The sequence below is a fragment of the Neiella holothuriorum genome (assembly GCF_019457915.1).
GTDB classification, from domain to species: Bacteria; Pseudomonadota; Gammaproteobacteria; order Enterobacterales; family Neiellaceae; genus Neiella; species Neiella holothuriorum.
Window position 1 is genome coordinate 1 of record NZ_JAHZSS010000025.1, and the last position, 13378, is coordinate 13378.

12 protein-coding genes are annotated in these 13378 nt (G+C 46.5%); 3 read left to right on the forward strand and 9 right to left on the reverse strand.

Annotated elements, in window-relative coordinates:
- Positions 1-143: 143 nt before the first annotated feature.
- Positions 144-1835, reverse strand: coding sequence for a DUF262 domain-containing protein (locus K0504_RS16170; protein ID WP_220105198.1), 1692 nt, complete (start codon positions 1833-1835; stop codon positions 144-146).
- A gap of 134 nt (positions 1836-1969) precedes the next feature.
- Positions 1970-2284, reverse strand: a complete 315-nt coding sequence (locus tag K0504_RS16175; protein ID WP_146204112.1) for a hypothetical protein — start codon at positions 2282-2284, stop codon at positions 1970-1972.
- Positions 2285-2646: 362 nt separating this feature from the next.
- Between K0504_RS16175 and K0504_RS16180 the strand changes: the two genes are divergently transcribed.
- Positions 2647-3609: an integron integrase gene (locus tag K0504_RS16180; RefSeq protein ID WP_220105199.1), complete on the forward strand. Its 963-nt coding sequence runs from the start codon at positions 2647-2649 to the stop codon at positions 3607-3609.
- 72 nt (positions 3610-3681) lie between these two features.
- Here K0504_RS16180 and K0504_RS18645 read toward each other — a convergent pair whose 3' ends face one another.
- From K0504_RS18645 to nifU, 7 genes are all read right to left on the reverse strand, one after another.
- Entirely contained in the window at positions 3682-3882 is a 201-nt protein-coding gene (locus K0504_RS18645) for an antitoxin Xre/MbcA/ParS toxin-binding domain-containing protein (RefSeq protein WP_220105200.1), read from the reverse strand.
- 128 nt (positions 3883-4010) lie between these two features.
- A complete protein-coding gene (gene nifM, locus K0504_RS16190) occupies positions 4011-4907 on the reverse strand; it encodes a nitrogen fixation protein NifM (protein ID WP_220105201.1) in 897 nt (298 codons plus the stop codon).
- Positions 4891-5376, reverse strand: a complete 486-nt coding sequence (locus K0504_RS16195) for a nitrogen fixation protein NifZ (RefSeq protein ID WP_220105202.1) — start codon at positions 5374-5376, stop codon at positions 4891-4893. Before K0504_RS16195 ends, nifM begins: the two co-directional genes overlap by 17 nt.
- A complete protein-coding gene (locus K0504_RS16200; RefSeq protein ID WP_220105203.1) occupies positions 5369-5707 on the reverse strand; it encodes a nitrogenase-stabilizing/protective protein NifW in 339 nt (112 codons plus the stop codon). The genes K0504_RS16195 and K0504_RS16200 overlap by 8 nt, the downstream gene beginning before the upstream one ends.
- A gap of 25 nt (positions 5708-5732) precedes the next feature.
- Positions 5733-6905 (reverse strand): homocitrate synthase, encoded by a 1173-nt coding sequence (gene nifV / locus K0504_RS16205; RefSeq protein WP_225918195.1) that lies wholly within the window; start codon positions 6903-6905, stop codon positions 5733-5735.
- A 6-nt stretch (positions 6906-6911) separates the two neighbouring features.
- On the reverse strand, positions 6912-8153 hold the full coding sequence (gene nifS / locus K0504_RS16210) for a cysteine desulfurase NifS (protein ID WP_220105204.1): 1242 nt from the start codon (positions 8151-8153) through the stop codon (positions 6912-6914).
- Positions 8150-9034: a Fe-S cluster assembly protein NifU gene (gene nifU / locus K0504_RS16215; RefSeq protein WP_220105205.1), complete on the reverse strand. Its 885-nt coding sequence runs from the start codon at positions 9032-9034 to the stop codon at positions 8150-8152. The genes nifS and nifU overlap by 4 nt, the downstream gene beginning before the upstream one ends.
- A gap of 646 nt (positions 9035-9680) precedes the next feature.
- On the opposite strand from nifU, the gene K0504_RS16220 reads away from it, so the two are divergent.
- Both K0504_RS16220 and K0504_RS16225 read left to right on the forward strand, forming a co-directional pair.
- Entirely contained in the window at positions 9681-11495 is a 1815-nt protein-coding gene (locus tag K0504_RS16220) for a DUF885 domain-containing protein (protein ID WP_220105206.1), read from the forward strand.
- 297 nt (positions 11496-11792) lie between these two features.
- Positions 11793-13367 carry a methyl-accepting chemotaxis protein gene (locus tag K0504_RS16225; protein WP_220105207.1) on the forward strand — a complete coding sequence of 525 codons (1575 nt, stop codon included), beginning with the start codon at positions 11793-11795 and terminating at the stop codon, positions 13365-13367.
- The last annotated feature ends 11 nt before the right edge of the window (positions 13368-13378 follow it).

Sequence of the window (13378 nt, forward strand, 5' to 3'; positions counted from 1 at the left end):
TATACGCTGGGCAATTGGGCATTACATCAGGCTGGTTCATCAAACAGGAATGCCTAAATTATGAGGGGATCCCCCAGCGCCCGCATTTGCGGCTGGTTTGGAGCGCAGCGGAAAACCAGTCCGACAACATGCGCTTGTTAGGCTTATACTGGCCATGCATTTAGGGCTAAATCGGATAGCTCTTTCTGCCTTTGGCTAATCTCTTCAATACCCCAACTATCGTATTCGCTTAAAGTCGATGTAAGCTGGTACTCGGATTCACTGTAGAAAGGCTTTTTGGCGACGAAACCTTCATTACCTATATCCGAATTCAACGATTTTTTCAGCAATGCCATGTTGCCTAATCTTTTGTAATTAGACTTCGCATCATCAGCATTAATATACCCCCACGCCTGGGATGGATTCTCAGGTAAAATGTGTTCCAATGTGACGATATCATTGGACGTATTAGGAACAAACTCAGGCTCCAAATCCCCCTTCGCAACCATTTCAAGAGCTCGTAAGTAATATCTAGCCAAGTAATTTTTAGAAACTGTCGCGGTCTCAAATGAAGATTTGAACTCACTATCACTTGGCGCTGAAGATTTCATGAAATCTGAAAGTTGTTTTGCTGTAGAAATTTCATTGTTATTAATCTTAAGTGCCCCTTCACAATACTTCTGCTCTAGAGCGCCTCCACCTAGCCCTCCTACGATTAGAAATCTGACGGAAACATTGACAAGCAACTTAAGCGCCTTCTCTACCTCTTTTTCATCAAAATTTTCTAGTACAGACAATATTAGCGGCCGAACCTGCACCATCTTGAAGAAATTCAAAGTCTGCATTGATGTTTTTGCGCTTGAAGGATAATTTGACCAGAAATTGTCGTCGCATGTAATAATTGCTGAGTAAAGCTTGCTAGTATCGAATAAACCAGATGCTAAAGATATTGCTTCCGCTTTGCTGGTTACACTTTTCTTTATTTTTTCAAATAAGTCTTTTTCTCGTACTAGTCCGTGCTTCGAAGACCAGTAATTTCTTATGAAATTTATGACTGTTTTTTCATCTTCGGCTGATTCTATCGTAGATATTACCTGCACCCACTTATATTGCACTTCAGTTACGCGATCTTCAGATTTGTAAAAAAGGTAGTTTTTTAGAAGATCGGATACTGCTAGTGCAAGTCCTCGATCATTGAGTGTTTCAAAAATAGTAAAAGCATTCGATTCATCTGGGACTCTGACAGCGATGACCTTTGCTTTTTCTTTGAGGTAATTGATCCATTGCACGAGGTCTTTTGTCGGGTCTTTAGTGATCCCTGTTAGATTTCGAACATAATTTTTCGCCTGAATGGCAGCTTTATTAATTCTTTCGTGTGACTTCTTTTCTGCTTTAATATTTTTATCAGGTGAGTCAGGGTTGCTGACAATTCGCTTTAGAAAATAGTCATGATCGGAGTCATTAAGACTAAGCTTAGGGAGCAACTCTAGTGTGTCTAGGTCTTTCTTAGCTAGGTATTCACTAAATATCATTTGGGCTCGTTCTTTCCCTTCATCCGTACCCAAGAGAAAGAAATAATCTCGTATCGCTGATAGAAGTATCATTGTAGTAGCCAGTCGTTGTTGTCCATCTACAATTTCTGGTCGGCCTTCTTCTTTTTCCGAAATCACAACTGACCCAAGAAAATATTCACTAGCACCATTATTAATTGCTGTGCCTATATCTTGAAGATAGTGTTCGACATTCTCTTCCTTCCAGGCATAAGATCGTTGGTATTTAGGCACAAAAGAGTTCTTATCCTTTAGAATGCTTGCAATACCACGCAAATCAATTTTTATTTCTTCCAGATTACTCATTAATTATTCCTTAAGTTATTTACGATCGTTTCGCTCGGAAGCCTAACGCCTTACTAATGGGCGCATAAATGCTTGGCTAAAATTAGCGACGGAGGAGCGCAAGCCAAGTGTTTTGCGTCCTATTAAGTAACTTGTTAGTTGCCAATTTGCACCCAAACCAGTGAAATAGCAAACAGAGCCATTATTACAAATGGTATTGAGCAAAATAAGCGGAGCCTTTGGTTTAATTTAGGCCTTGGCCAAATATAGAAATAGATCGCTGAAGGGATAAGCAAAGCACTAAAATAAACACTAAATGCTATAAAATACCACCCCTCATAACCAAAGCGACCTCCAAAATAAAGCCAATAAAGACCGAATAATGAGCTAAGGCTTGGAATTAGCAATAACGCAGAGGAAACTATTAAACCAAATTTATTTCCTTTTGATTCCACTTTATTTGAGTTCAATCGCTATCCTTGCTTTGGCAACTAACGCTTATTATCGAGAATGCCGCATATGTAAATCAGCATCCGCTAAATTAAACTCTTCCACTTAAAATCTAAGGCATTGATTTTAAATGGTTAAGTTTATGCTTTTGTTTTTGTCACGAGCAACCTGGCCAAAACAAAGCGAGACCTGATTTATCGCGACCAAGTTTGTTTCCTATTAAAAGCTGAATGGCATAACTTTTTCAACATGTAATCAATTAGTTAGTGATTGAGGTCATTTTTAGCGAGAATAGGTAGGTTTACATAATAGGAAGCAAAATTTGGCATTTGAGCTAAATGTGACTTATACCTGTATAGATATACAGCAACGGAGCGCTTGTATGTCTAAGTCACCTTTTATTGAATCAATCCGCAACACTATTCGAACTAAACGCTATAGCCTTCGGACCGAAAAAGCTTACCTATATTGGATTAGACAATTCATCATCTTTCATGGCAAACGCCACCCTAAAGATATGGCAGAGTTCGAGGTTGAGCAGTTTCTAACCCACCTTGCCGTCACTAAGAAGGTGTCTCCTCTTACTCAGAATCAAGCACTGTGCGCGCTCATTTTTATGTTTAGGCATGAGGTGAGCAAAGAGTTACATAACATGCAATTTCAATTTGCCAAAACCCCAAAACGTATCCCGCAAGTGCTAACTCACCATGAGTCATTGTCTGTGATCCATCAGTTGTCAGGCATTCATCAACTAGTTGCTGGGTTAATGTACGGTGGCGGATTACGCGTTTCAGAAGCTCTGCGCTTGCGTATTAAGGATTTTGATTTGGAGCGTAACACGGTGTTTGTATTTCGTTCGAAGGGCCAGAAAGACCGAATGACCTTACTACCGGAAAACCTCAAGGAAGATATCGCCATACAAATCGAGCGGGTCAAAGACATTCATGAGCAGGATTTAGTCGATGGCTTTGGCATGACTTCCCTACCAGCTTCGTTGATCAAGAAATATGGCCAAGCGGCAAAGCAGCTTTACTGGCAGTATCTTTTTCCGTCAACAACAAGATGTGAGCACCCATATGATGGTTACACTTGCCGTCATCATATTCATCAAACGTCCTTTCGCAAAGCACTTAAAAAAGCCGTAGAACGAGCAAATATTCCGAAACGAGTCACTTCCCATACATTCCGCCACAGCTTTGCAACGCGTATGTTAGAAACCGGTCATGATATTCGGGTTGTGCAGGAGTTATTGGGGCATGACGATGTAAAAACTACACAAATTTACACGCATGTTTTAGGCAAGAATAAATTCGGGGCCATTAGCCCGATGGATACAAACCGGTAGCATCCCCCAAAGTGCAGGCACAAAAAAACCGCTTGTTAACTAACGGTTTTTTAAGACTTAAATGGATTAAGCTTATTTGGAAGCGCAAATCACGTCGCGCATATTATTTAAGTAAGTTGCTACTTTCTCTCGTCCAGCGAGAGAACTGTTAAACACTTCCAACGGCGTTTTGTTTTCGAAAGACGCTAGTTTCGTATTAACCCAAGACTCTGCTAATTTGTGATCACCAAGCACCTTCCGTGCAAGCTCGATGATGGATGTATTTCTATCCATTGCTGCGGTGTACTCATCAAACTAAAACGGCCGCACTATACATGATTTATGGCGGGTTTCCCCCCGAACGGGGCACAAAAAGCCAGAAAATTTAGTATGTCGTGTACTGAGTTTGAGTTGCCCCTCTATCAATCAGCGGACAGCGCCTTTAACCATTGCTTTTGTGCCTGTTTGCTAGCTTGTTGCTGTAACCCTTGGCGAATTTTGTCTTTGGCTTGCTCAAATGTCACCACATGGGCTGGGTTTATTTCCTGACAATAAAGCAAATGAAGGCCAACTTCGGTCGCTATGGGTGGGCTCATTTCGCCAGCAGTCATGCCAAATAATGCATCATCTAATTCCGCAAACAAGGTGGCTTGCTCTACCCACCCTAATTCGCCGTCATTCATCGCACTTGGGCATTCAGAATGACGTTTGGCAAACCAGCCAAAATGGCTGCCAATATTGCTCTTTTTGCGCAGTTGGCGCTCTATATCGGCAATACGTATCTCAACTTGATCTAAGGTGTTTTCAACAAAGTCATCGTTTACCGTAATGAGAATATGGCGCGCATAACGGCGCTCTGGCTGCGCAAACTTAGCGCTATTGGCTTGATAATAATCGGCCACCTGCGAATCAGTAATGGCCTCTACTTGCAAACCGATGTAATTGAGAATTGCCTCGCAATGCAATTCATCGCGCAATGCCTTGCGTAAGCCAACCGGCTCTAATTGATTAGCAGCTAACGTAGCGATGAAGCTCTCTTCTTTATCAAAGCGCTGTTGTAATGATGCTACTGCCTGCTCAATTTCTTGGCCGGTTAAGTGCACCTGGCTCGCTTCTGGTGACGCCAGTACGATACGCTGCAGTTGCCGTGCATGGGTTGCGGTGCGCGTCACTTGTGGCCACTGTTCGGGCTTAAGCTCCGAATAAATAATGCCAAATTGATCAAGGCTCGATTTCATCATTAAGTAATGAAATGCCGGATCGTGGGATTCGGCCGATGGCAACGCGGTCACTTCCGCTCGTTTATGCGACATGGTCATTTAACATCTCCACCTCTGGCAGTGCGTCGTCTTTTACTGCGCACAACGCGCGCGCGGGTACCATGACATCAAGCTCACCATGTTGAATGCGATACTGGATCGACTCAGGATCATCACGATCAACCGAAATCACAGAAACGACTTGCCCCAGCTTTGCCAATATCACGCCTTGGCTTGCTAAGTTAATGGTGAGCTGAGCGCGATCGCCGTATTCAAATTCATTGTCGATCCATGGCAATGCTGCATCCATTAACTCGGTTTCTTTGCAGCCAACAATGACATTCTGATCAATGAAGTGAACTTGGTAAATCACGTTCTCTTGCAAGTGCATTCCAGCCTGTTGAACATAGCCTTCTGAACCGCGTCGCAGGAGCAAATCACCTTTCATTTTGCCCGGAAAACTACCGTCATTACGGACATTGCTAATGAGTCGAACCTTGGTTCCATATTCGTATTTGGCATCAATCATGTGCGCAGCTCCTAGCTGGTGAAGGCTGGTTGTCGGCCATTGGTTGGTCATCGGTGGGGCAGCCAGAGCAGCTACTGCAAGCGCCGCCGTTGAGCGCCATCACAACATCGCGTTCGAGCAATTTATAAGCGTTGGCCACGGCATGGTAGTAGTCGTTCCAATCTAGCGGCCCTGCGCATTTTTCCAATTGCTGTCGGAACAAGCGCATGAACTTGATGCGCCGCGGCTTTAAATAAAGGGGGTGATATTTCACGTCAAAAAAATCGAGAAAGGACTCAGCACTATTGAGCTCGGCAATGGCCAAATCCATATCGGTTGCTTGAACTTGCATGCAAACTCCTTAATTAACAAATATCTCAGGCTGCGGCACTAGTACCTGAGGTCAATAATTGCTGGTGAAATTGACGCATTTCACCTTCAGTTGGGCAGCGTTTGTGTTGCTCTGCCCAACCTCGTAAACAATGGCGCAGCTGTTGGCATTGCTGGCGATTTAGCTCAATACCTAGCTGCTTATATATCGACTGAATGGCGTGAACCCCAGAATGCTTGCCGAGTACCATTTGATGCTCGCGCCCAACCAACTCCGGATTAAATGCTTGGTAGTTGTTAGGATCTTTCAATAAACCGGCAACATGAATACCCGATTCATGGGTAAATACCCGCTGGCCAACGATGCTTTTTTGAGCCGACAAATGACGACCAGATGCTTGCTCTACCAAGGCACAAATGGCCGGCAATTGGGTTAAATCAGTTGCTGGCGCGCAACGGCCGTCGGCTACTGGTGTAAGCGCCAAAGCTGCCACAACTTCCTCAAGCGGAGCGTTGCCTGCCCGCTCGCCCAATCCGGTAACCGTGGTATTGACCGAATAGGCGCCAGCGCGAATCGCGGCCAATGAGTTTGCGGTGGCAAGCCCCAGATCGTTATGGGCGTGCATTTCAACTTGGATATCGCCGCCTTGAACCAATGCCGTGATCTGCTCATAACAAGCGAACGGATCAAGGATGCCGAGCGTATCGGCATAGCGAATGCGGCTAGCTCCAGCTCGCTGCGACGCTTCAGCAATGCGTAACAAGCTCGATATAGAAGCTCTTGACGCGTCTTCCATGCCGATACACACCTGAAGACCGAGCGACAATGCTGCGTCAACCTGCGATTCGATACGCGATAGCAATGTTGCTTCGGACACGCCCAACTTGGATTGGCGTTGCTGATCGGATGCAGGAATCGACAAATCAACCCAATCCAGCCCTAAGCCTTGGCAGTTCGCAATGTCCTGCGGCAGCATTCGGCACCAGCCCATCGTTTGAGCGTGTTGCAACGTCGAACAAAGGCTTTGAATAACATCGCGCTCTTCCGCGCCCATGGCTGGCACACCCACTTCCAACTCGGCAATACCGGCCTGCTCTAACGCCGTTGCTATCGCTAACTTTTCGGTTGCGCTAAAAGCAACGCCAGCGGTCTGCTCGCCATCCCGTAAGGTGGTGTCATTAATCACGATACTGCTGGCCATACGACTAGAACGGCTCATTGGCAATTACCCGAACGCTGGCTCAAATACTTCTTCGCGCGGCGCATTTTGCTCCGGATCCCAGTAAGGCGAGATCATGCGCAAGCGCTCAACGATACCCGGTAGCTCCGCGAGTACCCGATCAATCATGTCATCGGTGGTATAACGAGATAACGAAAATCGAATGGCACCGTGGGCAGCCGTGTAAGGAATATCCATGGCTCGCATAACATGCGATGGCTCTAATGAACCAGAAGTACAAGCCGAGCCTGAGGATGCCGCCACGTTAAGCTGATTAAGCATCAGCAAAATAGATTCACCTTCAACATATTCAAAGGCAATGTTGCTGGTATTGGGCACTCGCTGCGATGGATCGCCAGTGACAAATGAATTAGGAACTCGCGCCAACAAGCCGTGCTCTAATCGGTCACGCATCATGGCGATGCGCGCAGAGTCGCGTTGCATGGCATCAATCGCTAACTCCGCGGCCATCCCTAAAGCAACGATGCCGCTGGCATTTTCTGTCCCTGCACGTCGCCCTCGTTCTTGATGACCACCGCGCAGTAACGGCCGGAACTTAGCGCCGCGACGTAAATACAGCGCGCCAATACCTTTCGGCGCATGGAATTTGTGACCCGACAACGACAGCAAATCAATGCCGCTACCGGCCACTTGAATCGGTACTTTACCGGCCACTTGTACGGCATCAGTGTGGAACAAAATACCGTGCTTGCGGGCCATTTCAGCCATGCCGCGAATCGGGAAAATGGTGCCGGTTTCATTGTTTGCCCACATCAGACTAACAATGGCGACGCGATCGCTTAACGCGGCCGCGTAGGCGTCCATGTCTATTCGGCCTTTGTTATCAACAGCAATCCAGTGAATGGTGTAGCCCTTGCGTTGCAGCTGTTCACACAACTGGAGTGTGGCCGGATGCTCAACCACCGAGGTGATGATTTCTTTGCGCTCAGGAAAGGCTTCAACGGCTGACAAAATGGCCGTGCTGGTTGCTTCAGTGGCACAAGAAGTGAAAATCACTTCACTGGGGTGCTCTGCGCCCATTAATCGCTGTACTTGAGTGCGAGCATGTTCAATGGCTTTACCCACTGGATCGCCAAACTTATGAATTGATGACGGGTTGCCATAGTGCTCCGTTAAAAACGGCAACATGGTTTCAACGACTTTGCTGTCGACCTGAGTGGTCGCATTGTTATCTAGGTAAGCCGGTTCACAAGTTTTTGCGCCGCTACAACATTTAGCCGGGTTCATGATGCACCTCCAACAACTTGCAATGGGGTGGATGCTGGCGCTGCGCCAACCGGATAGACGGTAATGGGCTCGCCTAACGCCTCGCTCAGTTTTTGCTCAATCATGGCCAGTGTTGCGCCCGACAAACCACAACCAGAGCACGCGCCGGTGAGTGACAAAAACACCATGTCATCTTCCACGTCGGACAGCTTCACATCGCCGCCATCGGCTTGTAGTTGCGGTCGTACTTCTTCAAGTACGGCTTCAATTCGATGAATTCGTTCAACAATAGAGGCAGGCGATTCAGCTGGCTCAGCAACGGCGTTGCTATCGTAGTCCGCCACACATTCTTCAAGCACCCATTCAATTTTTTCATGGCAAGCGGCACAAGCACCGCCCGCTTTGGTGTAATGAATCACATCTTCCAAGGTCGACAGCTTATTCTGGCTCACCACCTTTTTGATCATCACATCGTCAATTGCGAAGCATTTGCAGATCAAATCACCTTCTTCGTGGTCATCTTCAAACACTTCGCCACGGTAATCGGCAATGGCGGCATGAAGCGCTTCCATGCCCATGACTGAGCAATGCATTTTTTCGGGTGGCAGGCCATCTAGATAGTCTGCAATATCCTGATTGGTCAGCGCTAATGCTTGATCTAAGGTTTTGCCAATCACCATTTCAGTCAGCGCCGAAGAAGATGCAATGGCGCTGCCGCAGCCGAAGGTCTGGAAACCAGCTTGTTCAATGGTGTCGTTGTCTGGATTGACTTTGAGTGTTAACCGTAAGGCGTCGCCACAACTGATCGAGCCTACATCACCGGTCGCATTTGCTTGCTCCACCGCTTTAGCATTGCGCGGTGAAAAGAAATGATCTTTAACTTTTTCTGAATAATCCCACATAAGCTGGCCCACGTAATTTGCTGGTAAATGGAAGAACGGTGGTCAGCTGCACTCACAAATCCGGTCTGGGAAATGACTGCGACGCGCATCGAAACAACGTGGGAACCTAGAACACAGGAGATCCGATAACGGTACACGTTCATTTCAACCGTTGACCTGACTAACACAATTTGTACTGACCACCGTCACAACGACTGTTGCAATTATGAGACCCGTCGCAACAAAACAATTAACCAATTGTTTTAAATGGGTTTATAAAAACTGTTCGACGAAAAAACATGAGATATAGATCACATTGAAGGTCGTTTTTGTCAGCTTTGTAACAAAACAGATATGGCCGGTTGTCGAACGCTGACAAATGCTGTCAGGTCGGGCCAGACAGACTTTGCCATGTTTGTTGATCGGGCAAATTTCATAAACCGTTACAAATAGACCTGTCGATACTATTTACATTTTTGTTGGCATTGTTAGTGTGGCGTTGGTGACGTGTAATTACTCTAATTGCTTCAGGTAATTGCTCACTGCAAAACCAAACCAAGACCTAAAACAAAAAAGACCCTGAGTGCCTTAGTCGTGCGTTCAAACTCGATCGTCGTGCTGGCTTTATTGCTCTAAAGGGTCAACATACCGACAGGACAGAAACTAAATGAAAGTTTTAAAATGGATAGGCGGCCTGATATTGGCCGTTATCGTGTTTGGCGGCGGCATTGCTGCGCACGAATGGTATGCCGAGAAGCCATGGTCGTTTCGCGTATTTCTCGACCGTGAAGTCTTAAAAGTTGTTCTCGACAGCCCGGAAGGACTCAGTTCATTAGGCTTTTTAGAAAGCATGGGTATAAAGGGCCACAACGCCAAGCTAGACGATGCCAGCCCAGAAAAAACCGATGCGCTGATGGCCAAAATGCACGATGTGCATAAGGTGTTGGTGAGCTACGACAACCTCGATAAAGATCAACAGTTAAGCTACGACATCGCGCTTTACCTGCTTGACTCAGTCATCGAAGGCGAAAAATTTCGCTACCACGACTACCCCGTCAACCAGCTGTTTGGTGTGCAAAATGGTTACCCTAGCTTTATGCAGGCACAACACCAAGTGAACGACGAACAAGACGCCGATTATTACCTGTCGCGCCTAAGCGCTGTTGGCACTAAGTTCGAGCAAGTGGTTCAAGGCTTAGAGCGCCGCACTGAACGTGGCATTTTGCCGCCAACATTTGTGATCGATCGCGTGCTGACAGAAATGACCGACTTTGTTAACACGCCTGCGAATGAAAACATTCTCTACCAATCATTTGAAACCAAGCTAGACGCCATTGAAGCGCTACCAGAAGCCACTAAAGCTGACTTCTTGGCACAAGCAGAAGCGCGTATTAAGGCTGATGTCTACCCTGCCTATGAGCTGCTCATTAACTATTTTGAGAAAGTGAAACCGCAGTCTAATAGCGATGATGGCTTGTGGCGTTTGCCAAATGGTTTAGACGCGTACAATCACGCACTGGCATTTTTCACAACAACAGATTACACCGCCGAACAGTTGCACCAGCTCGGTTTGTCAGAAGTGGATCGTATTCAAGCGGATATGCTGGCTATTTTGTCAGAACAAGGCATTGATACGTCAAACGGCTTTACCGCCGCCATGGAAGTATTGTCGGAGCGCTCTGAGTTTTACTACGAAGATTCCGATGAAGGCCGTGCGCAAATTCTCGCGGATTACCAAATCATCCTTGATGAAATTAATGAAGGTTTGGATGATGCGTTCCGAATTCGTCCGAAAGCGGGCTTAGAAGTCGTGCGCATCCCGGAATTTAAAGAAAAAACAGCACCAGGCGCTTACTACCAGCAACCGTCAATGGACGGCTCTCGCCCAGGTCGTTTCTTTGCCAATCTATACGACATCAAAGCAACGCCTAAATACGGCATGCGCACCCTCGCCTATCACGAAGGTATTCCAGGTCACCACTTCCAAATTGCCATTGCAATGGAGCTAGAAGGTCTGCCGTTTATTCGCAAAATGGCGCCGTTTACAGCGTACATTGAAGGCTGGGCACTATACTCCGAGCAGCTCGCTTACGAGCTAGGCTTTCAAACCAATCCTTATGATAACGTCGGCCGCTTAACGGCTGAGCTGTTCCGTGCCGTACGTTTGGTGGTTGATACCGGTATTCATGCCAAGCGTTGGACGCGCGAAGAAGCCATTGCCTACATGCTGGCCAACACGGGCATGGCGGAATCAGATGTGGTGTCAGAAATTGAGCGTTACATTGTGATGCCTGGTCAGGCAACGTCATATAAAGTCGGCATGATTAAGATTTTAGAGCTGCGTGAAAAAGCTAAATCTCAATTGGGCGACAAGTTCGATTTGCGTGACTTCCACGATGCGGTACTAAAAAATGGTGCGGTGCCGTTGAGTGTACTCGAACAAATAATTGACGATTATATTCAGCAAACACTTGCCTCTTAATCGTTCTACTTTCTGCAGGAATTAACCAACAAGGTTGATTCCTGCAGCGCCAAAAACCGTCAAATAATTCCCATTCCTAGCCAATAGCAACTAAAGTTTGTGTGACAACTAGTCGCTAACACTATTATAAAACTGTATTCATATTGATCTAGATTGTGATCTACATCACTACAGTTGTTAACATCTAGCCCAAATTCGAGCCGATTTTACATAGATAGTCTGCAGTACGGCCTTTTTTAAACCTGTTCCGCCACACGCATGGATAGCACTGGTGTAACGAAGTAGGAATGAGACTCCATGCGCAGCAACTTGCCTGTCACTCAAAAAGAAGTGACGTATAGTCAAGACACCAACATCCTTTCCACAACCGATCCTAAAAGCCACATCACTTATATCAACGCCGACTTTGTGCGTATATCGGGCTTTGAAGAAGACGAACTGCTGGGCAACCCGCACAACATGATTCGCCACCCGGACATGCCACCGGCAGCGTTTAAAGAAATGTGGGCGCGATTAAAGCAAGGTTCTTCTTGGATGGGACTCGTAAAGAACCGCTGTAAAAACGGCGACCATTACTGGGTTCACGCTTATGCCACGCCTATAAAAGCCAATGGCAGCACCAAAGAATACCAATCAGTTCGGGTCAAACCTCAAAGTGACGAAGTGAGCCGTGCTGATGCGTTATATAAAAAGCTAATCGCACAACCCAATAAGGCTGCATCATCGCTGAAAGGCTTACAAATCCAACAAAAAATGATGCTTCACGGCCTCGTTGGATTAATCGGCTTGTTTGCTATTGGTTTGAATGTGGCAACGTCATGGGCTTGGCCTTTAGCTGCAATCTTGGCAACGCTATATGTTTGTACGGCTTGTATTTGGCAATTCCAACCAATTCGCGAATTAGCCAATGACCTGCGCAAAGAGATGGATGATCCGGTTGCCCGCCATATTTACACCGGTCGCCAAGATGAAGTGGGCCAGCTGCAAGTCGTCTTAAAAATGTTGCGTTCGCAACAACGCGCCATGGCGGGACGAATTAACGACTATTCGCAGCATTTAGTGTCGGCCTCAACAAACCTGAGTGACAATATGAATGTGTCACTCACAGAAATTGAAAAGCAATATAACCAGTCCGACATGGTTGCTACCGCCGTGGAAGAAATGTCGGTCAGCATTCAAGAAGTTGCTTCAAACGCAGTAGAAACATCAGAGCACGCCAAAGTTGCCAACGAAGAAATGGCATCGGGCAAAGACAGTGTTGAAGAAACGTTAGAAGCCATTAACTTATTGTCATCTCAAGTGGGCACTGCATCTGAAGTAATTCATAAGTTAGCCGATGAAAGTGATGAAATTGGCAGCGTTGTTGATGTTATTCGATCCATTGCCGAGCAAACTAACCTGTTGGCGCTCAATGCTGCAATTGAGGCTGCACGAGCCGGTGAGCAAGGGCGCGGCTTTGCCGTTGTTGCCGATGAAGTGCGTACATTGGCAACCCGTACTCATGATTCAACCGAAGAAATCATGGCGATGGTAGAGAAGCTACAAGGGCAAGCGCACAATGCCGTTAAAGCAATGGATAGCGCTGCAAGCAGTGCTGACAAAAGTGTGTCATCGGCCCATGATGCCGAAGAAAACATTGAACAAGCCACCCAGTCGGTCTCTTCGATTAATAACATGAACCTACAAATTGCCGCCGCAGTTGAAGAGCAAAGCCAGGTTTCAGAAGAAATTAGTCGTAATATTATTGCCCTAACGACCTTGGCCGATGAAATCCGCCAACAAGCGATAAGCTCGAATGACGAGTGTGAGAAAGTATCGCGCATGGCCAACGAGCTAAATGTGTTGTCCGAGCGCTACTGGCGGGAAGACTAACTCGCCACGTT

Bases quoted from the DNA above. Each gene is read 5' to 3' on its own strand.
- K0504_RS16170 (WP_220105198.1), bottom strand. From the start codon at position 1,835: ATGAGTAATCTGGAAGAAATAAAAATTGATTTGCGTGGTATTGCAAGC.
- K0504_RS16180 (WP_220105199.1), top strand. From the start codon at position 2,647: ATGTCTAAGTCACCTTTTATTGAATCAATCCGCAACACTATTCGAACT.
- K0504_RS18645 (WP_220105200.1), bottom strand. From the start codon at position 3,882: ATGGATAGAAATACATCCATCATCGAGCTTGCACGGAAGGTGCTTGGT.
- nifM (WP_220105201.1), bottom strand. From the start codon at position 4,907: ATGACCATGTCGCATAAACGAGCGGAAGTGACCGCGTTGCCATCGGCC.
- K0504_RS16195 (WP_220105202.1), bottom strand. From the start codon at position 5,376: ATGATTGATGCCAAATACGAATATGGAACCAAGGTTCGACTCATTAGC.
- K0504_RS16200 (WP_220105203.1), bottom strand. From the start codon at position 5,707: ATGCAAGTTCAAGCAACCGATATGGATTTGGCCATTGCCGAGCTCAAT.
- nifV (WP_225918195.1), bottom strand. From the start codon at position 6,905: ATGAGCCGTTCTAGTCGTATGGCCAGCAGTATCGTGATTAATGACACC.
- nifS (WP_220105204.1), bottom strand. From the start codon at position 8,153: ATGAACCCGGCTAAATGTTGTAGCGGCGCAAAAACTTGTGAACCGGCT.
- nifU (WP_220105205.1), bottom strand. From the start codon at position 9,034: ATGTGGGATTATTCAGAAAAAGTTAAAGATCATTTCTTTTCACCGCGC.
- K0504_RS16220 (WP_220105206.1), top strand. From the start codon at position 9,681: ATGAAAGTTTTAAAATGGATAGGCGGCCTGATATTGGCCGTTATCGTG.
- K0504_RS16225 (WP_220105207.1), top strand. From the start codon at position 11,793: ATGCGCAGCAACTTGCCTGTCACTCAAAAAGAAGTGACGTATAGTCAA.